Origin of the sequence: Beijerinckia mobilis (assembly GCF_000745425.1) — a bacterium.
GTDB classification, from domain to species: domain Bacteria; phylum Pseudomonadota; class Alphaproteobacteria; order Rhizobiales; family Beijerinckiaceae; genus Beijerinckia; species Beijerinckia mobilis.
Map to the genome: position 1 here is coordinate 270131 of NZ_JQJH01000003.1, position 20243 is coordinate 290373.

20 protein-coding genes and 1 tRNA gene are annotated in these 20243 nt (G+C 57.5%); 12 read left to right on the forward strand and 9 right to left on the reverse strand.

The features are described 5' to 3' along the window. Positions 1–2 precede the first annotated feature (2 nt). Positions 3–1406, reverse strand: coding sequence for a DHA2 family efflux MFS transporter permease subunit (locus tag DL88_RS05200; protein WP_034993083.1), 1404 nt, complete (start codon positions 1404–1406; stop codon positions 3–5). Between the two features lie 316 nt (positions 1407–1722). Between DL88_RS05200 and guaB the strand changes: the two genes are divergently transcribed. Genes guaB through DL88_RS05215 form a run of 3 tightly spaced genes read left to right on the forward strand, consistent with a single transcriptional unit; the run spans position 1723 to position 4950 of the window. Beyond that, positions 1723–3213 carry an IMP dehydrogenase gene (gene guaB / locus DL88_RS05205; protein ID WP_210165266.1) on the forward strand — a complete coding sequence of 497 codons (1491 nt, stop codon included), beginning with the start codon at positions 1723–1725 and terminating at the stop codon, positions 3211–3213. Positions 3214–3217: 4 nt separating this feature from the next. Continuing rightward, positions 3218–3655 (forward strand): MAPEG family protein, encoded by a 438-nt coding sequence (locus DL88_RS05210; protein ID WP_034992844.1) that lies wholly within the window; start codon positions 3218–3220, stop codon positions 3653–3655. Then, a complete protein-coding gene (locus DL88_RS05215) occupies positions 3655–4950 on the forward strand; it encodes an RsmB/NOP family class I SAM-dependent RNA methyltransferase (protein WP_034992845.1) in 1296 nt (431 codons plus the stop codon). Before DL88_RS05210 ends, DL88_RS05215 begins: the two co-directional genes overlap by 1 nt. Here the strand turns inward: DL88_RS05215 and DL88_RS05220 are convergent, their stop codons facing one another. Beyond that, positions 4951–5958: a linear amide C-N hydrolase gene (locus tag DL88_RS05220; RefSeq protein ID WP_156970953.1), complete on the reverse strand. Its 1008-nt coding sequence runs from the start codon at positions 5956–5958 to the stop codon at positions 4951–4953. Between the two features lie 369 nt (positions 5959–6327). On the opposite strand from DL88_RS05220, the gene DL88_RS05225 reads away from it, so the two are divergent. Together DL88_RS05225 and DL88_RS20145 are read left to right on the forward strand one after the other, a co-directional pair. Then, positions 6328–6403: transfer RNA gene (locus tag DL88_RS05225), tRNA-Val, on the forward strand. A 68-nt stretch (positions 6404–6471) separates the two neighbouring features. Then, positions 6472–6696, forward strand: coding sequence for a hypothetical protein (locus DL88_RS20145; RefSeq protein ID WP_156970944.1), 225 nt, complete (start codon positions 6472–6474; stop codon positions 6694–6696). Positions 6697–6845: 149 nt separating this feature from the next. Here the strand turns inward: DL88_RS20145 and DL88_RS05235 are convergent, their stop codons facing one another. From DL88_RS05235 to DL88_RS05260, 6 genes are all read right to left on the reverse strand, one after another. Continuing rightward, a complete protein-coding gene (locus tag DL88_RS05235) occupies positions 6846–7274 on the reverse strand; it encodes a YeeE/YedE family protein (RefSeq protein WP_034992850.1) in 429 nt (142 codons plus the stop codon). Next, complete coding sequence (locus DL88_RS05240; RefSeq protein ID WP_034992851.1) at positions 7271–7681, reverse strand: YeeE/YedE family protein; 411 nt, start codon at positions 7679–7681, stop codon at positions 7271–7273. Before DL88_RS05240 ends, DL88_RS05235 begins: the two co-directional genes overlap by 4 nt. A gap of 259 nt (positions 7682–7940) precedes the next feature. Then, complete coding sequence (locus tag DL88_RS05245) at positions 7941–9359, reverse strand: lipopolysaccharide biosynthesis protein (RefSeq protein WP_034992853.1); 1419 nt, start codon at positions 9357–9359, stop codon at positions 7941–7943. Between the two features lie 228 nt (positions 9360–9587). Continuing rightward, entirely contained in the window at positions 9588–10319 is a 732-nt protein-coding gene (locus DL88_RS05250; protein WP_034992856.1) for a hypothetical protein, read from the reverse strand. Positions 10320–10344: 25 nt separating this feature from the next. Further along, positions 10345–11376, reverse strand: a complete 1032-nt coding sequence (locus DL88_RS05255; protein WP_034992859.1) for an ABC transporter substrate-binding protein — start codon at positions 11374–11376, stop codon at positions 10345–10347. Between the two features lie 143 nt (positions 11377–11519). Then, positions 11520–13661, reverse strand: a complete 2142-nt coding sequence (locus DL88_RS05260; RefSeq protein WP_169741540.1) for a TonB-dependent receptor plug domain-containing protein — start codon at positions 13659–13661, stop codon at positions 11520–11522. Between the two features lie 200 nt (positions 13662–13861). On the opposite strand from DL88_RS05260, the gene DL88_RS20655 reads away from it, so the two are divergent. Then, positions 13862–14008: a hypothetical protein gene (locus tag DL88_RS20655; RefSeq protein ID WP_210165267.1), complete on the forward strand. Its 147-nt coding sequence runs from the start codon at positions 13862–13864 to the stop codon at positions 14006–14008. Positions 14009–14182: 174 nt separating this feature from the next. Here the strand turns inward: DL88_RS20655 and DL88_RS05265 are convergent, their stop codons facing one another. Beyond that, positions 14183–14395, reverse strand: coding sequence for a DUF1674 domain-containing protein (locus DL88_RS05265; RefSeq protein ID WP_034992863.1), 213 nt, complete (start codon positions 14393–14395; stop codon positions 14183–14185). Positions 14396–14721: 326 nt separating this feature from the next. On the opposite strand from DL88_RS05265, the gene DL88_RS05270 reads away from it, so the two are divergent. The 6 genes from DL88_RS05270 (at position 14722) to DL88_RS05295 (ending at position 19916) form a co-directional block, all read left to right on the forward strand. Next, positions 14722–16065 (forward strand): RsmB/NOP family class I SAM-dependent RNA methyltransferase, encoded by a 1344-nt coding sequence (locus DL88_RS05270; RefSeq protein ID WP_034992865.1) that lies wholly within the window; start codon positions 14722–14724, stop codon positions 16063–16065. A 644-nt stretch (positions 16066–16709) separates the two neighbouring features. Further along, the gene (locus tag DL88_RS19235; protein WP_051955615.1) at positions 16710–17480 is read left to right on the forward strand and encodes a glycosyl hydrolase 108 family protein; all 771 of its coding nucleotides are present in this window, start codon (positions 16710–16712) and stop codon (positions 17478–17480) included. Then, positions 17473–17865: a hypothetical protein gene (locus DL88_RS05280; protein WP_034992867.1), complete on the forward strand. Its 393-nt coding sequence runs from the start codon at positions 17473–17475 to the stop codon at positions 17863–17865. The genes DL88_RS19235 and DL88_RS05280 overlap by 8 nt, the downstream gene beginning before the upstream one ends. Next, positions 17866–18285, forward strand: a complete 420-nt coding sequence (locus DL88_RS05285; RefSeq protein ID WP_051955616.1) for a hypothetical protein — start codon at positions 17866–17868, stop codon at positions 18283–18285. It begins immediately after the preceding gene. Between the two features lies 1 nt (position 18286). After that, a complete protein-coding gene (locus DL88_RS05290; RefSeq protein ID WP_034992869.1) occupies positions 18287–18610 on the forward strand; it encodes a hypothetical protein in 324 nt (107 codons plus the stop codon). 10 nt (positions 18611–18620) lie between these two features. Then, positions 18621–19916: an SGNH/GDSL hydrolase family protein gene (locus DL88_RS05295; protein WP_156970945.1), complete on the forward strand. Its 1296-nt coding sequence runs from the start codon at positions 18621–18623 to the stop codon at positions 19914–19916. The last annotated feature ends 327 nt before the right edge of the window (positions 19917–20243 follow it).

Here is a 20243-nt window from a genome sequence, read left to right on the forward strand (position 1 = left end):
GTTCAAGGGGGATCATCGTTGGTTCGGCGGTTGGCGAGCTCTGCGCCGGCATCGGGAGCGAGGTGCCGGAAGACGAGCGCCGAACTGGCGGAAATCAATCCAACAGCGATGAAGGCCCAACGGAAATTGGCCGGCGTGAAAGGATCGCCGTTCGGCGTCAGCGCCGCAAAGACCTGTAGAAGACCGGCGGCGACGGCAATGCCGATGCTGAGGGACAATTGTTGCGCGACGGAGGCGAAGCTGGTCGCCTGACTCATCAGTTCGGTTTTAATATCGGCATAGGCTATCGCATTGATGCTGGTGAAGGCGAGTGACCGGAAGAACCCTCCGGCGAGGAGGAGGCCGAGCATCAGAATGAGCGGCGTCGAGGGGGTAAAGAGGCCATAAGTGGCGAGAATGGCGCCGGAAAGAAGCACGTCATAGATCAGGATGAAACGGAAGCCGAAGAGCCGCAGAATAGGTGTCGCGGTGGTTTTCATCAGCAGCGCGCCGACGGAGGCGATGAAGGTGATGGTGCCGGACTGAAACGGCGTCATGCCGAAGCCGATCTGCAGCATCAGCGGCAAAAGAAACGGCAGTGAACCAATGCCGATCCGGAACAGGGCGCCGCCTAGGACGCTCGCCCGGAATGTCGGAATGGCAAGCAGCTTGAGATCGAGCAGTGGATGTTCCGTCCGGCGCGCGTGGCGAAGATAAAGGCCGAGAAACAGGGCGCCGGAGGCGATGAGACTGAAAATGATCGCCGGAGGAACAAGGCCGCGACCGGCTCCGGCAAAGCCGAAGATCAAGGTGCCGAGACCAAGCCCCGAAAGCAGAAAGCCCCGGCTGTCGAGCGGCCGGACATGATCCTCGCGAAGGTTTTCGATATAGAGCAGGGCAAGGCAGAGCCCGAGAACGCCGATTGGCACATTGATCCAGAAAATCCACCGCCAATGAAAATAGGTGGTGATGAAACCGCCGAGAATGGGGCCCGTCACCGGCCCGAGCAGCGCCGGCACCATGAGATAGGCGAGCGCCCGCACGATGTCGGCGCGCGCGACGCTACGCAAAAGGACGAGACGCCCGACCGGCACCATCATCGCGCCGCCGATGCCCTGAATGACGCGCGCGCCAACGAGCTCTGGCAAGGTGCTCGAAAAACCGCAGAGAACCGACCCGCCGGTGAAGACGATGATTGCCGCGCAGAAAATCGTGCGCGCCCCGAATCGGTCCGCCGCCCAGCCGCTGACCGGAATAAAGACGGCGAGCGAGAAGAGATAGGATGTCATCGCCAGCTTAAGGGCGATGGGATCCTCTCCAAGATCGGCGGCGATCGCCGGCAATGAGGTGGAAATGACCGTCGCGTCGAGATTTTCCATGAAGGCGGCGCAGGCCACGATCAATGCGACGAGAAGATAGCGGGGCATAACCGGATCACAGTCGGCAGGCGGATCCGGCGCGGATGAGCCTCCCTTAGCTTGATGTTCTTTTGCATGGAGCCTTGGTTCCGTGCGCTCCATTACAGGAATTGACTCGATCGTGGAATGCCGTCATCCGACGCAATCTGCACAGAGACGGGCTTGATGATGGGCTTTCCGCGTAAAAATCGCGCACTTTGCTTTACGGCGGAAGTTCGATCATGCTATGAGCCCCCGGCAACTCTTGTCGACATAATGACCTCCTCGAACCGCGCGCCCTGATTGACGGCGCGGCGTTGCTCGAGGCTACTCTGGGAGTTGTCTCTTGGCCTCCATCAAGACGCATAATTTCAAGGAAGCCTTCACATTTGATGATGTGCTTCTTCTGCCGGGCCATTCTCAGGTGATGCCGAATGCGGTAAGCCTGCAAACCCGTTTGACCTCCGACATCCAGCTCAATGTGCCGATTCTTTCCGCTGCCATGGATACGGTGACGGAAGCGCGGCTCGCCATCGCCCTGGCGCAGGCCGGTGGCATCGGCGTGATCCACCGCAATCTGCCGCCTGAGGAGCAGGCCGAGGAAGTGCGCAAGGTCAAGCGCTATGAAAGCGGGATGGTGGTCAATCCGATCACCATTTTTCCTGATGAAACGCTTGCCGATGCTTTGGCGCTGATGCGCCGCTATGGCATTTCCGGCATTCCCGTCGTCGAGCGCGGCGCTGGCAGCAAGCCCGGCAGATTGTGCGGCATTCTGACCAATCGTGATGTCCGATTCGCCGCCAATCCGCTGCAGCCCATTTCCGAATTGATGACCAAGAGCCTGATTACGGTCCGCGAGGGCGTGAGCCAGGATGAGGCGCGGCGTCTGCTGCACCAGCACAGGCTTGAAAAACTGCTGGTCGTCGATGACGATTTCCGCTGCGTCGGCCTGATCACCGTCAAGGATATGGAGAAGGCGACGCTTTATCCGCTCGCCTCCAAGGATCATGAAGGCCGGTTGCGCGTCGCGGCGGCTTCGACCGTCGGCGACAAGGGCTATGACCGCGCCCTGATGCTGATCGACGCCGGTGTCGATTGCCTCGTGGTGGATACGGCGCATGGCCATTCCCAATCGGTGCTTGATCAGGTCACTCGGCTGAAGCGCATTTCCAACAAGGTCGGTCTTGTCGCTGGCAATGTGGCGACGGCCGATGGCGCCAAGGCGCTGATCGACGCAGGCGCGGATGCGATCAAGGTCGGCATCGGGCCAGGATCCATCTGCACGACGCGCATGGTTGCGGGTGTCGGCGTGCCGCAGCTGACCGCGATCATGGATTGCGCCGAGGTGGCCCATGCCGCCAACGTGCCCGTGATCGGCGATGGCGGCATCAAATATTCCGGCGATCTGGCCAAGGCGATCGCCGCGGGCGCTGATTGCGTGATGGTGGGCTCGTTGCTCGCCGGCACTGACGAGAGCCCCGGCGAAGTCTATCTGTATCAGGGCCGGTCGTTCAAATCCTATCGTGGCATGGGCTCCGTCGGTGCCATGAGCAACGGCTCGGCGGATCGCTATTTTCAGCAGGATATCAAGGACAGCCAGAAGCTGGTGCCGGAAGGCATTGAAGGCCAGGTTCCCTATCGCGGACCGGCTGGAGCGATCCTGCATCAATTGGCCGGGGGCCTGCGGGCGTCGATGGGCTATGTCGGTGCGGCGACGCTGACGGAATTCCAGGCGCGCGCCGAATTTGTGCGGATCTCCTCGGCGGGCCTGCGTGAAAGCCATGTGCATGATGTGGCCATCACGCGCGAAAGCCCGAATTATCCGACCGGGATCTGACGAAATGTCGTTGCAAGCCGTTCTCCTGCCGGTTTTCGTCCAGTTCGGATTGACGACCTTCCTGTTGTTCTGGATGGTCGTCGACCGGCGGCGGCTGTTTCGCAGCGGCAAGGTACGGCTTGGCGATGTGGCGCTCGGCGAACAGGAGCCCTATCCGCCGCTCTCGCGGCAGATAGGCAATGCCTATAACAATCAATTCCAGATGCCGGTGCTGTTTTTTGCGCTGGTCCCTCTTGTCCTCATCGCCCGCAAGGCGGATCTCTCGTTCGTCGTGCTGGAATGGGGTTTCGTCGTCTGCCGCCTGCTGCATGCTTATGTGCATACGACCTCCAACAAACTGCCGTTGCGCGGCTCCTGGTTCGCGCTCGGCGGAATGTTTCTCTTGATGATGTGGATTCTGTTCGCGGCGCGTCTGTTCCTCTCCCCACCCATTGAGATTTGATGATTCAAGCTGCCCGTTACAGCGCCGCGATAGAGATTCTTGCCGATATCGAAACCCGCCGCCGCCCCGCCGCCGATGCCATCAAGGATTGGGGGCATGCCCATCGTTTCGCCGGTTCGAAGGACCGTGCCGCCATTTCCGGCCTCGTCTATGATGTTCTGCGCCGCAAAGCCTCCGCGGCGTGGATCATGGGCGAGGATACGCCGCGAGCCTTATTGCTTGGCTCGCTTCGGCTTGTGCATGGATTGGCGCTCGAAGCTGTCGAGAATCTGTTCAACGGTGAGGGCCATGCGCCGCAGCCTTTGAGCGAGGATGAACGGCAGCGCTATCGCGATACCCTGCTTGCGCCAGCACCGGATCCGATCAGGGGCGATTATCCGCAATGGCTCGAACCGTCCTTCCTCAAGGTTTTCGGTACCGATGCCGCAGCCGAGGGTGAGGCGCTCGCCGCTCGCGCTCCGCTTGATCTGCGCGTGAATCTCCTCAAGGGTGATCGCGCCAAGGCGCTGAAGTCACTGGCGCATCTGAAGGCGGAGCCGACGCCTTTTTCTTCCGTCGGGTTGCGCCTGCCGCTTCTTCCGGATGGCAGGGCCGCGGCGCTCACCGCAGAGACGGCCTACGTCAAGGGCCTTGTCGAAGTGCAGGATGAAGGCTCGCAGCTCGCCGCGCTGCTCGCGCATGCACGCGCTGGAGAGCAAGTGCTCGATCTCTGCGCTGGCGGCGGCGGAAAGACGCTCGCCATGGCGGCGGCGATGAACAACAAGGGCCAGATCTATGCGAGCGATAATGATGGCCGCAGATTGGCACCGATCCATGCGCGTCTCACGCGCGCAAATGTCCGCAACGTGCAGGTGCGTGCGCCGCGCGGCAGGATCGCACCGCTCGACGATCTGAAAGGGCGCTGCGATCTCGTGTTTGTCGATGCGCCATGCACGGGAACAGGCACATGGCGGCGTAATCCCGACGCCAAATGGCGCATCCGGCCGGGCGCGCTCGAAGAACGGATCAAGCAGCAGGATGAAACGCTGGCGACGGCGGCGGCTTATGTGAAACCCGGCGGCCGCATCATCTATGCAACCTGTTCTGTCCTCGCGGAAGAAAACGAAGGTAGAATCGTCGATTTCCTCCGCGAGCATGAGGATTACACGGCAAGGCCGGTTGATGACATGGTGCGTGAGGCTGAACTTCCGGCGCTCGCCCCATTCGCCTCGGCGCTTGGGCCGGGGCTGCGGCTCACGCCGAGGACGAGCGGCACCGATGGATTCTATGTCGTGGAGCTTACGAAGCGCGGATGATCAGTGAACACCCAGGAAGGCGAATGGCTTCGCCTCCTTGAAACTGTCCGTGGCATTGCCGGAATAGATATTGGTCTGTTCCGGTCCGAGATCGAGCTTGCGCACTTTTCCTGTCTCCGCCGAAAAGTCGATTGCCTTCAGATCGACCCAGAAAATGTTTGGCGTGAGTGCGGATTCAAAGAAATACAGTTTGCGCTTCTGGTCGGCGACGGTCCGCCACCGTGTCGAGGAAATATTGGGTTCCTCGGCTGTATTCAGCCCATAGGGGACGGATACATTACGAATGACGCCGAAGACGCTGGCGATGGTCTTGTTCGGTGACGCATCCTTGGGGATGGCGTTGATGTAGAAAGAGGCGCGGGCGAAGCGGTCGGAGGCTCTGTTGGTGCCCGGCAGCATGATTGTGCCACCGATCTGCTGCCAATAGGAATCCAGCGCCAATTGCTGTTCGAAGAGCGGCGAATTGGTCATGACCTGATATTTGCGATCATGGTGAATGACCTGCTTGCCTTTGACATATTCGATGATGGCGCTGTCACCTTTGGCGTCCGAAATCGACAGATGCACAGTGGCAAGACGCGTTTCGCCCGGCACATTCGCCGTGGCGATCATAAACGGCTCCTTCGAGAGCGCATCCACGGCCTCGGAAACCGTGGCGTAATTGTCGAGAACATATTGCGCCCAGGCAGCAATGCTGAGACCCGGTTTCGTCTTGTCGAAGGCCGGATATTCGGATTCGACGAGCCAGAGCAGATTGGCCGACAGCCCTGCCTCATTGAGCCCGTCCGTCGTCGAGACATCGAAGCCGGAGGCAATGACACTGCCATATTTCGAGGTCCATTGGAGGGAGTTCAATCCCGCCTCACCGCTGCGTTTCATGCCCCGGGGAAAAATCCACAGATTGGTGCCGACATCGGTCTTCCAATCCATCGATCGCGCCGTGACGACATTGCCGTCCTCCCCAAGAAAGACCGCGCGCGTGCAGGCTTCCACCACGGGTGTCGTCATGACGGTGGGGAGCAGGCCAAACAGGAACAGGAAGCGGGCCAATGATTGTGACATAGGGGTTCATCCTTCCCGATACGAAAGCTGGAGCGTGTGAATAGTAAAGGGATTCTCCTTGCGATGGGAAGGCGTTCGGCAATCGTCGAGGAAGACCATTTCCGTTGAGGCGCATCGTCAGATGCGGGAGGACTGGCGCGATCGTGCGGTGTGGAAGGATGACCTCTGCCCCCAAGTGGAAAAATCTGCCGTGCACATCGATTTCCTGCACCTGCATGTTGAGCGGAATCGAGGCTTCGATTTTCTGCCATTGACACAGCGACGAGGCTTATGGGATGGAGGAATGGCTCCGGGGCCAGAGGCCATCGGGCAGGAGGGCGGTTAGCTCAGTTGGTAGAGCATCTCGTTTACACCGAGAGGGTCGGCGGTTCGAGCCCGTCACCGCCTACCAGGGATAGCAGCGGCTTACCCCATCAGCTTCAGAAACTACCTCGGCACCTCCGGCCGTGAGCCAGGCGCATGACGCAGGCCCGCCTTCGTGGCCGAGGGCAATTATATCACTTCCCTCATGTAGGAATGCTCAAGGTAACAGCTGCGGCAGCGCGTGCTGCAATACATGCCGGTCCGATCGCTATAAAAGGTATTGCGACCGCGTTTTATCTTTTCAAAACTATAAGCGAAAATCAGAACGATGACCGCCCAGGCAAAGCCTATGAAATTCAAAATCAAGGCGGCTTTAAATAGCTTATTCAATAAATACATCTGAAAACCTCGAAAGGTTGCTGCAGCGGCAGCGGCCTTGATCACCAATGCGATTGCGTTAGTGCCGCTGCAGCCGAGAACGTGTCGGATCAATCCGAAATCGTTCTCCATCCTATGCCGGGACTAAACAGCTAACCTTTCTTGAAGAATCGGTCATGCAGCACCATGCCGGTGACCATGGCAAGAACGAAGAGCGCTGTCTGCCAGAGGCCCTGCGACAGCGACGCGATGGCCGGGCCAGGGCAGAAGCCGGCGAGACCCCAGCCGATTCCGAAGAGTGCGGAGCCGATGATCAGCGGGCTGTCGATTCGCTTGCTCGTCGGTAAATAGAAGGTCCATTCAAAGACTGGATGCTGCATGCGCTTTGCGAGCGTCACACCGCAAAAGGCGACGACAACGGCCCCCCCGAGAACGAAGGCAAGCGTCGGATCCCAGGCGCCGAAAATGTCGAGAAAACCCTGGACGCGCACCGGATTGAGCATGCCCGAAAGTGACAGCCCGAAACCGAAGATGAGGCCACATAGGAGGGCGGTCGCGATCCGTATGATCTGATTATTCATAGGCTGAACTTTCTCAAAAGGGTGACGGTGATGACGCCCGCGACAAGGAAGGTGACGACGGCGGCGAAGGAGCGCGGTGATAGGCGCGCGAGCCCCAGCACGCCATGGCCGCTCGTGCAGCCGGAGCCAAGGCGGGTGCCAAAACCGACCAGAAGCCCGGCGGCGATCAGAAGCGGCCAAGGGGCGGTAATCGTGATTACAGGCGGATGGCCGAAAACCATGGTGTACAGCACCGGCCCGAGAATCAGTCCGAGAATGAAGGCGCCATTGGTGGGCAGTTGGTCCCCAGCCAGCAGGCGTCCGAGAATGCCGCTGATGCCCGCGATGCGCCCGTTGAGCAGCAACAGCAGGGCGGCTGCAAGTCCGATGAAAAGGCCGCCGGCCAAGCCTAGCCAATAAGAACTCATGCAAAATCCCTCGTGCTTTGGATAAGCGCCTGTACCCGAACCCCCAATGGAATTCGGGTCGTGTTCTTGCAAATCATTCCATCCCGGGGATTTGCAAGAGTGTACCGTATTATACCAAGTCTCACTGATCCCAACCTGTTGGGATCAGTGAGGTTCGGCGGAAAGCCGCCGCCCCGCAGTCGCGGGGATCAGTCTCAATGAGTCATGCTCATTGAGACTGGGCATTAATTCTATTCTACCGGGAAATCTCTACGCGTGCCTATGCGCGTATACGGGCTTTGATGATGCCGCGGAGCCCCGCAAAATCGAAGCCCAGCGTCACCACAGCAAAGACGGCGAGCCCCAGACAAGTCTGTAATGCGAGGGTCGTAAGACCTGGTTCGCGGCCGCGCAATGGCAAAAGGACGCTGGCCATGAGGCCGGTGGCGAGCAGGGCAATGAGGACATCGCGCCAATGTGGCCATTGTGGCCGTGTGACACCGGCGAAACAGACGAGAGAGACCATGGCTGCCAGCATCGCTCCAGCTTGAGCGATGGCCAGACTCGATGCATCCGGATTGCGCGGCAGGACATAGACGAGAATCGGATCGACGATACAGGCGATCACCGCCGCGGCGATGAGTGGCATCGTACGTTTCTCGATCTGGAAGATCGGGGTGATGGCGAATTGAATGAGCGCCGAACAGAACAAGCCCGTCAGCATCAACGGTAGAAGCAGGGCAAACGGGCCGCGAAATTCCGCCGGCACAAGAATGGTCTCAATCGATGGAAGCGTGAGCCAGAGGCCTGTGCAGGAGGCGAGAACCACCGAAAAAATGATGGCAATATTGGTGGCTAGGCGCTGACGTCCACGATGCGGGCCGAGCAATTCATGGGCTGCGACCGCAATCTGGAACAGAACCACATCGAGTGCCGAACCGATCGCCTGGATCGCCTTGGCGCCGAAATCGAAGGCGAGAGAAAATTGGCCGGTCTCCGAAAAGCCGTACAAAATCGCGATCAGCGACCGGTTGGCGAGAGGAATGGAGAGATAGAGCAGATTGGCGCAGACGATCGGCAGGCTGTAACGCACGACCATGCTGGCGGTGGCGAATTGCGGTAGCGCCTTACCGCCATCAATGTCGTCATGAGGCAAGGCGCCTTGCGCGGCAAGCACAGCGGCGCAAAGGCTGAGCGCCGCGCCGATCAAGGTCAGAATGGCCGAATTGTACCAGAAGGCTGCGCCGCCCATCAGAACGGCGCCGAGCAGGCTCTTGATCAGGACCAGCTGGACATAATGGTTGTTCTGGAAACGTGCCCGGGCGAGAGCAGCATGGTAATCGAACAGGCCGTTGGCGACGGCAATGAACAAAGCCAGCGCGATGAAGGAATTGGAGAGGGTAAAACGGATCCCGGAAAGCATCAGAAGCGTGCCGCCGACCCCGATGCCGCATCCGAGCAGGCGGAAGGAGACTTCCAGCGTCGGCCGAAGATCGGGCATTTCGCGCTGTGATTTCTGTGAATAGAAACGCGTCGCGCCGAGTCGTATCCAGTCGAAGAAAGCAGTCTGTACGGCGATAGCCGTCGCATGGGTCAAAGCGAAACGGCCATATTCCTCTGGCCCGAGAAATTTCGCGATCAACAGGCCGACCGCGAAATTGAAGAGGATATTGCATAAAAAGGCGAGAAAAACGCTCATGAACCGGGAAAAACCGAACTGGGCCTGAGAAGATTCGTGGCGGCTGAAGCAAGCACGCGGGGCTTACCGCGTTCCGCCGGGACTACCATTTTCGTTTCTGGCACAGGATCATGAAATCCAAAAATCGGCATTTCGGGGGTCATCTCGGCAAATAATACCAAATCTCGATAAGCACGCCCCCCCGAGAGTCGGATTTCCGAGATTTGGTATGAGCCGATGATTGAGCTGTTATTCGGCAATGTCGGCGTCGCGCGGCTTTTTGCCAGGGGCTGTCCAGGAGCCGTTTTCGAGTGAAACCGGTACAATGGGGCGGCCGCCCCACAGGCGTGGGCTCAGCCAGCCGTTGGTGGTGATCATCGCACGCGCGGGCGGAACGCTGGCATCCTGATCGAGTGCTACTGGAAGCAGCCCATGGGCGATCAGGGCTTCGACGCTTACCGGGTCGGGCAGGCGGCGCAAACCGTTGAATTCCAGGAAGCGGCCAGACCAGCCATAAGCTGTCAGGGCAACGGCGGCGAGCGCGCCGATGACGCCGTCCTCGGTGCCGCCAAGACCTTCGAGATGAATGCCTGCCTCGGCGGCCGTCGTCCGCGCCTGCTGCTGTGTGACGATATCCTGCGTGCAGGCCAGGCCAAAGGCAATCACGGCTGGCGTGCAATGATCCGGAACGGTCACACAGAGGCCTGGATCGCTTCCGGGGCTTGCGAGAAGTTTGATATGCTCCCTGGCGCGTTGGGTGACGTCTGGTATTTGCGCCTCATTGTCGAGATCGACGGCGACGCAGGCCGGGCTGTTGTGGGATGTATAGGGAATGCGGGCATCAACCAGAAGCTGGTGCCGCAAAACACCCCAAAGGCGCACGCCCGCCGGGAGCTTTTTTTCGAACATGCGGGCAAGGCGTCCGGTGCCGATCGGCGCGCCCAGCACGTCCGTATCGTCGATGCCGATCAACAAACGCATGATGCGTGTTTCCAATATGCTTTGTTCAATGCAGGAGTTGCTCGATCTCTTTATCGCTGGGATCGCTGCCAAAGAAAAGCCGAAGGAATGCACGTGTATCCGCTATCCGATCGAAAGGAAGCCGGTCCGGATAGAGACTATGGGCGAGCCATTGGATGCCGAGTGCACGCATGACGCTCGGCGGCCTGTCGAGCCAGTTGAAAGGAAAATGCGGCACGATGGTGATATGTTCCTTTTGGACGGCCTCGACATGCCGCCAGTTGGGGTCAGCTGCAACCGCCCGGCCGAAATCGGGATCCTGGACCAGAAGCAGATCCGGCCGCTCGGCGATGATCTGTTCCAGCGTGACACGGTCCATGCCCATATGGGTCGTCTGCTCGCAATGATGAACGGCCTCACCGCCGGCAAGGATGACGGGCTCGATGTGAAAGGATGTATCGCATTCCGTGGCGAGACCGTCGGGCGATTCCGCATAATAGACGCGGATTTTCTTATCCGCAGACAGGCTTCCGACGGCGTCTTTCACACCGGCCAGCGCGGCTTCGATATAGGCGGCGAGTTTTTCCGCGCGTTCTTCACGGTGCAACAAGGTTCCAAGGAACCGCAAGGCTGCGGGATAACCGGCAAGCGTATTCATTTCAACGAAGAGGACAGGCAATCCGGTTCCGCTGAACTGGCGTAGCGTGCGATCCGTATCGCCCATTGGATCGATCCAGGCGAGAATGACGTCTGGATGCAGAGCCATGACTTCTTCAGGGTTGAGCGAACGGCCGCGTCCGGGCATGCCGCCCAGCACGGGCAGCGCGCGCAGCGAAGGGTCGAGAAAAGGCTTGGCGGATTCGGAGATGGGGAAATTGGTCGCGGCGAGCAGATCGGGCGCCAGCGCGTAGAGCAGCACCGTCAAGGGATAGGAAGCGGAAAAGACCTTGTCGATCTTGTCCGGAACGATGACCTCGCGGCCTTTCATGTCGGTGATGGTGCGCGCCTGTGTTGTGGTGCAAAGGCCGAGAAGCACAATGACGAGGCTTATCAACGTGCGTGCAAGGAGTTTTGTCATGCGGCATCATCATCCATAATTGTGTATGTGATGGACAGATGCGCTCATGTCCCCATTTTTGCGGAACACAAGGCTCTGCCCGATAGGATGTTGGCCATGTCGAACGATGGAACCTGTCGCGATGCGTCGGCACAGCCCGGATTCTAGAACGAAATCACCAATTCACCGCCATAAGTGGCGCCCCAGGCTGGATAGCCATAGACGGTTTGATATTTTCTGTCGGTGATGTTGCGTCCATAAACCGATATGCGCGTATCAGAGAGTCCCAGCTTGAAGCCATAGCTGCAGCTCAGATCGATGACCACGGCATCGCCGACCTGATGATAGCCGCCATCCGCCGAATTGAAATTCGACAGATAGGGTGAAAAATAATTCAGGGCGACAGTACCACTGAAACTGTCCCAGGATTGTGTCAGTGTGAAATTGACGATATCGCGCGCCAATGTCGCTCCATAGACGGCGATGGAGGAGCTCGAAGCCTGTCCAAGATGCATCCAGCTCGCGCGATAGGTCATCGGGCCGAGATCATTTGGATTGGCATAGTCCTTTCCGAACCAATCCGTCGGCAGCACGGTGCCATGGGCCAGCAGTTCGAAACCACTGCGATGCGTATCTGATTGCGACCAAATTGCGGTCTGATAGCCGTTGATTGTCTGGTAGCTCGTCGGAGTCTTGTCGTTGGCGACATGAACGTCAAAATAGTTGAAACCCGGTTGGAAATAGGGAGCAATCGGCGCGTCTATTCCAACCTCCCATTTGTTCTGGGTTTCGGGACTAAGTGTCGTGCCATTGGTCGTGATCACGGTCATTGGCAATCCGGCCTGTTCCGTATGAGAATAACGCGCGGTGGCCAGCAATTGCGGCAAGACTTTCCACGCACCGCCAGCCGCATAATTGAGTGCCAGCGGCAGTTGCCGATTGTAGAAATAGGAATAGGTCGTAGTGCCGGAGCTGGAACTCGTTCCTTTTCCGCTGCCCGTGCCGTTACCGGCCCCAGTGCCTCCACCTGTTCCGGAGCCTGAGCCTGAACCGCTTCCCGAACTGTTGTTTCCGCTGCCGCTTCCCATATTATAAAGATCAATGCCTTGATTGATGGTGCGATCATCAACCCGCGCGGAAGCGTCGAGTGTCAGGGCATCGTTGAAAAACTTGTGTTCGAGATTACCGTAGCCGCTCAAAATTGATTCGGAATGTGCATAGCCGGAGTAGAACAGCTGACCATTTGGTGAATCATAGGTGAGATATTGTGTGCCGAGCTGCAGCAATGTATCGCCCAAATTGACATTGTGCCGCATATTGACATTGAAGATGTATGTTCTGTCAAAATTTGATGTAATTGTATTATTGTTGTAGCTCGCCTGGATGTTATTGGCGGAGACAAGATTATAGGAAAGCACCAGCGTGGTCGAATTGATCGCGTCCCAGGTGAACAGAGAGTTCGATGTCGCGACCAATGTGTCTATCGGCGAGTAGGACCATTGCTGCGCGACGAGCGTCGCGGTGTTCTCGCCTGCGGTCGCACGCTGGAATCCATAGCGCGCGTGATCCTGAAAGATCGAGAAATCGGTCCTGAAGCCGCCGTTGATGACACCGCCCGTCACCTGCGACGATTGCGTGTCGTTCCAGGCATTATAGCCGGAAGGACCATTGCTTTTACGATAGGCCAACAGACCGGAGACATAGGCGCTCGGCTCGTTCGGTCCGTCGATGAAAGTGGTGCCGGCATAACCTGAACTCGTAAAGGTCCCGAAATTTTCGACCCGCGCGCGAAATTGACCTTCGGTTCTTGCCGGTCTGTGTGTGCGGATGACGATGAAACCGCTGTTCAGCGCCCCCGAGGCGGAATCGATATTGGTCATCGGCCCGAGCGTGAGCGCGGTTGGGTCACGGATGATATCGACCTGTTCGATGGCTGCGACAGGCAAGCTCTGCAGGACACGGCCTGCTGTTGCCAGAGGCATATAGGCGCCGTCGATAATGAAACCGTAATTGGAATCGCCACGAATTTGAAGATTATTGGAGAGTTTACGGCCTTGGTAGGTTGGCAGGACGCCGGTCGCGTGACTCAAGAGATCGTAAATATCCCGAGGCTTCAGGTTTTCGATATCCGCACGTGTGAAGGTTTCTGTATGCGGCCGGCTGCTTGGAGCGACGCGAGCGAGATTGCTTGTGCTATCCGGCTTGAGATCGGTACGGCTGAAGGGACCATTATCCGTAGTTGCTTCGATGGTAATGGGATCGATATTGACCGATGATGTCTGAGCGACCGAGCCCAAGGGAAACAAGATCACAAAGCTCGTGGTAAAGATCGAAAATCGGAAGTATTCCTGCCCTCCGCGGTACGCTAGCCTGCCCATGCTCCTCGCTTCCTTCATTGCCTTCGCTCGAAGGAAGCATCTTCACGAAATGAAGAATGCGCTTGCTGCTTCCGTCAAGCTTTGGCTAGCTTATATATCTAAAGATATAGCTTTGGAAGGGCATTCACGTGACAAAATTCCGCGAGGAATTTCGCGCCAGAATCGACGGAAATGCGGGCAGGGCATCACCCGATTCATCGGATGCGGGAGCGATGCTTACTGGTTCCGTCAACGCGTTGAATTTTTCAGAAAACGGCATCCGCTTCCCAGTTTGATACTATATGGGGTTGGCCGCATTGTCCTTCCGTCCAGGAAGCAAGGAAGGACTTATTTCCGTTTGTCAGCGCGGTGTTCGGGGGGGGGGCTTCACGGTTTGAATGAGGATTCAAATTGCGTGAAAAGCTTTTGTTCTCCTTGAAAGAACTGTTTCGGAACCGTCCAAAAATGCTCTAAAAATCGCTGGCGATTCCGTTTTTTTCCCAATCGCCATAGCGGACCGGTTCGGGGCCATCTCGTCCATTGATTTCCTTGGGAACTGGCTGCCGCTGCGCATCCTGAAGCGCTCGCCTCTCCGCCGCTTCCGCCAATGCCCGTTTGGCGGCGTCCGAGAGGATTTTTTTCGGCGGTTCGGCTTCATGTCCGGATGGCTTATCGGAGCTCATGTCTGGTCCTTTCACAGGGCTGTTGGATCGTCCGATGACGGGTTCGAATTCCAATCCTGGAAATTTGTATTTTCAAGGACATATCAGCAAGGACATATCGGATTGTCCAAGGGTCGCCAAGCGCCATTTCCGGCTATTGCCGCATCAAGCCGGAGAGAGGAAACACCTTTGGGAAATAATTCGATGCGTTTACAGACATTCTGAACATCCATTCCTGAACCCAAGCGGCGAGTGGGGCTCCGGCCTCAAGGAACGAGAGAAGCGTGGAAGATCCATCAAACCGGCGCCAGGCTGGCGGCAGAAGCAGAGCGGGCCACAGGTCTTTTGTGCAGTCTTCGGCTGAACAGATCCAGGGGCTTGAAACCCGGCTGGCGGCTGCCATGGTCCTGCGCGCGATCCTGACGAAAAAGCAGGGGCTGGATGATTTCTTCGCACCTGAGGCGAGCGTCGTATTCCTCACGAGGCTTGCTCCGCGTGATCGTGCTCTGGCGCGGTCGATCGTTACTGTCGCCTTGCGGAGGCTCGGTACGATCAGAGCCGCCATCGGGCAACTTTTGAAGACGAGCCTTCCGCGGACGGCTTCCGATCTCGAATGGATTCTTCTGGTTGCCGGTGCACAGATCCTGTTTCTCGATGTCCCCGATCACGCTTCCGTCGATCTTGCGGTCCGTGCCGCGCGGCTCGATCCCAAGATCGCGGGCTTTGCTCCGCTTGTGAATGGAGTCCTGCGCAATCTCATTCGTGAACGGCAACGCATTCTTGATGAAGGCGACGCACTGGCGCTGGATACGCCTCCCTGGCTCGCCGAGCGATGGCAGAAGACTTATGGCGAGGACACGGCCAGGGCAATCGCGCGGGCGCATCGTAACGAGCCGACGCTTGACATAAGTGTAAGGCAGGATCCTCTCGGCTGGGCACAGCGGCTCGGTGCGCGCCTGTTGCCGACGGGTTCCCTGCGGCTTGAATCGCATGCGGCGATCTCCGAGCTTCCAGGCTATGTGGAAGGCCAGTGGTGGGTGCAGGATGCCGCAGCCGCTTTGCCGGCGCAGCTTTTGGCGATGACGCCCGGCGCGCGTATTGCTGATTTTTGCGCGGCTCCCGGCGGCAAGGCTGCCCAGCTTGCCGCGCGTGGAGCGAAAGTCGTCGCGATTGATCGATCCTCTTCCCGTATGAAACGCCTCGAAGCGAATTTCACCCGGCTACAGCTCGAGGCCGAGATCGTGATCGCTGATGCCCTGGCCGTGGAGATGGCGCCCTTCGACGCCATTTTGCTGGATGCTCCCTGTTCGGCGACAGGCACAATTCGCCGCCACCCGGATATTGCCTGGATCAAACAGCCGAAGGATATTGTCGCGCTTGCCGATTTGCAGAGCCGTCTGCTCGAAAAGGCAGCGACCTTGCTGAAGCCCGGTGGTACCCTGATCTATTGCACCTGCTCGCTCGAAGCGGAGGAGGGGGAAGACCAGATCGCCGCTTTTCTGGCGCGCCACGGCGATTTCCGTCGCATCCCCATCCTTGCTTCCGAAGTCGGCGGATTGAACGAAATCATCAATCCGCAGGGCGATTTGCGCATGCTTCCAAATCATCTGCAGGCGCAGGAGCCGCGCTTTTCAGGTCTTGACGGCTTTTTCGTCTCGCGTTTGACGCGTCTCGACACTTTACCCGTTTAAGCGGCGTATGGAAGCGGTGGATACGACCACGCGGTGATTCGAAAACGCTTCCGCTTTCACGACATCAAACGGTGAAGTAAGTGCCGCTTCGGAGGAATTTGCTTCGCGCGTCTCATCCTTCAGCGGGCTTTTCCATCTGTAATACTTACACGTTCAAGCTCTTGCGTGAAGACTGTATCGCAGTTTCGGTCGACGCCGTGAAATTGACGAATTCGGCCATCGGGCTTACCAAGATATGAATTCGGATCACTGTGAGCAAAAAGAGAATGCAGTGGTATGCTAAAGACCTAATATAGGACTTCTCCTGGTACCACTCTCTTTGGTATTGAACTGAAAAGTATTGACAGTAACAGAGCTCATTGCTCGTGAATAATAACGTATCGGGCGAATGTCTGTTGTATAGACCGTGACAGGTGCCCATCATTCTTTTTAGAGACGCTGGCTCAAGTATTGGTATCGGTGTCTCAGCCGGTTTTTTCCATTGTTTCTTGAAGAATTGACAATTTGGCAGGACGCCGTAGCGGCAGAGGCTCGGCGCCGCCGCTTTATCGCAGGATGACGCGTCCCGCCTTCTGAACTCACGACCAGGCAATCCGATCTCCTTTCAGGCTCGCGTCAAGCGGGCCTTTTTTATTGAGGGTTTCATGGCTGACCGATTTTCGGAATGTCTCGAATTCACACTCCAATACGAAGGTGGTGACAGTAACGATCCGCGCGATCCTGGGGGCGCGACGCGTAACGGTATTACGCAAGGAAGCTATGATACATGGCGCAAGCAGAATGGGCGCCCGACGCAATCCGTGTTCAAGATGAATACTCTCGAACGGAATGCGATCTATCTTGCGAATTACTGGAATGCGATGGCCTGCGGCACGAGGCCTCCCGGCGTCGATCTCGCCCTGTTCGATGCTGGCGTGAATAGCGGAACAAAGCGCGCATTGGAGTGGAAATCGGCTGTGCCGGGGACAGATCGCGTTGCGACCATCAAGGGTATCTGCGCGCGTCGCCTGTCCTTTGTCGAGGGATTAAGGACGTTCGCAATCTACGGTAAGGGCTGGCGGAAGCGCATTGCCGCTTGTGAAGCTGAAGCCATCAAAGTGGCGGCTGGCGATACCGCGCCTGAGGTTCTGGCGTTTGAAGCGCGCGCGGCAGCCGCCAAGGCTGCGAGCACTAAGACAATGATTGCGACAACGGCTTCCGCTGGCGCGGGCGTCGGGCTTGTCCATCAATCTTTTGGCGGACAGGCCTGGCTGACAATTCTGTTTCTGCTTCTCATCGTTGTCGGCGTCGTCATCCTGATCATTCGGCGCAAAAATCAAGAGACGAGGGCGCAAGCACTTGATGCCGCAGCCAAAACGGCTGTGACGATTATTTCGACGACAAACAGAGCTAAAACGGGAGGCACCAATGTTTAATTTTCTCCTTCTGGTCGTCGTGGGGATTGCCGGGTTTATCTATGCCTGGCCGCGTATTCGCGCCTATCAGGCGGCAATCGGTGTTCCTGATGCGATTGAGAAAGCGGGGGATTCGATCATCACGCGTATCCGCCTGCGCCTGCTCGGCCTCAAGACGATCATTCTCGGCTATGTAGCGCTGTTCATTTCAGCCGTGCCCGATATTCTCACCGAAATTCCGGAAATTCACCATACGCTCGATCAGCTCGATCTGTCGATCTGGTTGTCACCGCAGGGCGTTATCTTGGCCCACAATCTTCTCAATATTGCGATGCTGCTGACACGGCTCGCTGGTATGACTGTCATTGTCAATGGCGTGCCAACGCGGCGCGGGGAGGCGGCCTGAATGTTCGGCTCGATCATCTCCGCAATCTTTTCCGGTATCATCTCGCCAATCGTCACCGCCTGGTCAGATGTGAAATTGCAGAGCCTCAAGAGTGAGGTTGATGGCTTTACGGCGGCGATTGGCGGCGATGCTGCCATTGGCAAGGCGTTTCTTGAGGCACAAACGCAGAACGCGCAGATCAAGGCGGCTTCGAATACCTGGATCGGTGCCCGGCTCATCATCGTTGCGGCCGGTCTTCCGGCGGCGATCCACTTTGGCGCTGTGATGCTGGATTCCACCTTCCAGTTTGGATGGGAAATCCCTAAATGCCCACCGCCTTATGACAGCTATGAATGGTCGATCATTCAGAGCTTCTTCTTGGTCGCACCGGCGATGCCGATCATGAGTGCAGCCGCCGCGTGGCTCTCGCGGAGGCACTGACATGCCTCCGGCCGATGATGATATTCACGGGCGTCTCGGGTTTCTCGAGGCCAACATTCAGAGCATGCGGGAGACGGTGCGGCTGCTCTCGGAAGCACGCGATCAGCTCATCGCAATCAACGCGCGTCTGGCAAATCTCATTCAGAGCATCGATATTCAAACTGATGCACACACAAGACTGAGTGCTCGCGTGGACATATTGGAACAGCGTGCGAACAATCATCGTGCGATCATCAACACGGTAACATTGATCGGCGCTCCAGTCATGGGTGCTGTCGGCTGGCTTGCAAGCCATCTCTCGCCCTTCCGCGATTGGATAAAGTGAGGATATTTCATTGGCCTATAAGTATTATACATTGATGCCGCCGTCCGATGGGAGCAAAAATTCATTGACCGTCAATGGCCGCACCTATTCGGCGACGCCAAATTCATCGATCAGCGTTCCGGACTTCGATGCGAATGTCTTGATGGCGAACGGATGGACGCGAATTTCAAATCCATCGACTTCAAAGACACAGACTGTGCGTCAGATCGCGACGCGTTGTTATGTTCCAAGCCATGCACCGATCGCTTCCAATAAATATATTATTTCCTGTACGACCCACCAGGCTCGTGACACGGTCACGCAAATGGCTGCGGTGTTTCCAAATTTCTATGTCGATTCGACGACCTTCCAGGACACAAACGGCCCGGGCGTGGCCGCGACGATCAACGCAGCCTATGTGGAATATCCTTTCGGGACTTTCACACCCTTCAAATTCGGCGGCAGCACCACAGGGTCTATCCCCAACGCCAGTTTCATGGCGACGGATCTCGCCGCCGTCAATATCCCGAATGGTGCGACCTTCCGGATCCACTTCTCCGGCTATTTCCCGAATGGGATTATTTATTGTCCGAATACGAATACGCGCAATCTCACCGGCGGCGACAAATGGAATTTTGGAGCCTCTCCCTATACCGGCTTCCCGACGAATTACGGGACTGATGCGGGTTCCGGCTTCTACGGTCCTTGTGCAATCGTGGGTCCGTCCTCTCGCCTAGCAGTGGCCTTGATCGGGGATTCGATCATGTTCGGCTATATGGATGCGGTGTCCGACCTTGGTGCCGATACCGGAATCATGGCCCGCGCCGTCGGGGCGAAATATGCCTATATCAACATGGGTGTGCCGAGCGATCGCACGATGTATGCGGCGACGGGTTTCGTCAACAGGGCCACGCTCACCAATCTTTACTGTCAGGGTGTGATTTCGAACTACGGAATCAACGATCTGGCCGCCTCGAGAACATGGGTGCAACTCTCCGCCGATCTTCAAACCCTCTATGGCAAGCTGTCGGGAAAACCGATCCTGCAATGCACGATCGGGCCGAAAACCACCTCAAGCGATGGATGGACCTCCGCGACACAGACGCTGTTTGCCGGTGAGGCGGAGCGCAAAAACGCGAATTCGGCAATCAGGGGATGTCTGCCAAACACCATCGGGCATGTCGAAGTGGCAAATGTCCTGGAGACGGGGTGGAATACCGGGCTTTACAAATTTCCGGGCTTTACCACTGACGGCACGCATCCCAACCAGGCCGGCAACCTCCTGCTGGCTTTTGCCGGGGCCGTCGATATGAACTTCATGGGATGAGGCAGGCCCTGGCTTTTGCCGGGCGCTCTGTAGCCGGATGTTTCTCATCGGCATGATTGCTGAAGGAGAGAGGCGTTAGAGCATTTTCAAGTGGAGCGGTTCGGACACATTCGAACATGCTTTAGACTGACATAAGTCTCGCTGGCCCGGGCTGGATGGGGCAGCGAGATTCGCCGACAGCCCCCCATACGCATCTTTTCTCCTATCATCCTGAGAATCCACGATCATTCGCAAACACTGGACAGCTATCACCGATTATCCACTGCGTTTTTATCGCATCGCGAGACTCCGATTGACTCATGCTTTCGATGAGAACAAATATAGAAC

What these genes read in the sequence shown, in the direction of transcription:
- DL88_RS05200 (WP_034993083.1), bottom strand. Translation starts at nt 1,406, where the DNA reads ATGCCCCGCTATCTTCTCGTCGCATTGATCGTGGCCTGCGCCGCCTTC.
- DL88_RS05210 (WP_034992844.1), top strand. Translation starts at nt 3,218, where the DNA reads ATGTCGTTGCAAGCCGTTCTCCTGCCGGTTTTCGTCCAGTTCGGATTG.
- DL88_RS05215 (WP_034992845.1), top strand. Translation starts at nt 3,655, where the DNA reads ATGATTCAAGCTGCCCGTTACAGCGCCGCGATAGAGATTCTTGCCGAT.
- DL88_RS05220 (WP_156970953.1), bottom strand. Translation starts at nt 5,958, where the DNA reads ATGACGACACCCGTGGTGGAAGCCTGCACGCGCGCGGTCTTTCTTGGG.
- DL88_RS20145 (WP_156970944.1), top strand. Translation starts at nt 6,472, where the DNA reads ATGACGCAGGCCCGCCTTCGTGGCCGAGGGCAATTATATCACTTCCCT.
- DL88_RS05235 (WP_034992850.1), bottom strand. Translation starts at nt 7,274, where the DNA reads ATGAATAATCAGATCATACGGATCGCGACCGCCCTCCTATGTGGCCTC.
- DL88_RS05240 (WP_034992851.1), bottom strand. Translation starts at nt 7,681, where the DNA reads ATGAGTTCTTATTGGCTAGGCTTGGCCGGCGGCCTTTTCATCGGACTT.
- DL88_RS05245 (WP_034992853.1), bottom strand. Translation starts at nt 9,359, where the DNA reads ATGAGCGTTTTTCTCGCCTTTTTATGCAATATCCTCTTCAATTTCGCG.
- DL88_RS05250 (WP_034992856.1), bottom strand. Translation starts at nt 10,319, where the DNA reads ATGCGTTTGTTGATCGGCATCGACGATACGGACGTGCTGGGCGCGCCG.
- DL88_RS05255 (WP_034992859.1), bottom strand. Translation starts at nt 11,376, where the DNA reads ATGACAAAACTCCTTGCACGCACGTTGATAAGCCTCGTCATTGTGCTT.
- DL88_RS05265 (WP_034992863.1), bottom strand. Translation starts at nt 14,395, where the DNA reads ATGAGCTCCGATAAGCCATCCGGACATGAAGCCGAACCGCCGAAAAAA.
- DL88_RS19235 (WP_051955615.1), top strand. Translation starts at nt 16,710, where the DNA reads ATGGCTGACCGATTTTCGGAATGTCTCGAATTCACACTCCAATACGAA.
- DL88_RS05280 (WP_034992867.1), top strand. Translation starts at nt 17,473, where the DNA reads ATGTTTAATTTTCTCCTTCTGGTCGTCGTGGGGATTGCCGGGTTTATC.
- DL88_RS05285 (WP_051955616.1), top strand. Translation starts at nt 17,866, where the DNA reads ATGTTCGGCTCGATCATCTCCGCAATCTTTTCCGGTATCATCTCGCCA.
- DL88_RS05290 (WP_034992869.1), top strand. Translation starts at nt 18,287, where the DNA reads ATGCCTCCGGCCGATGATGATATTCACGGGCGTCTCGGGTTTCTCGAG.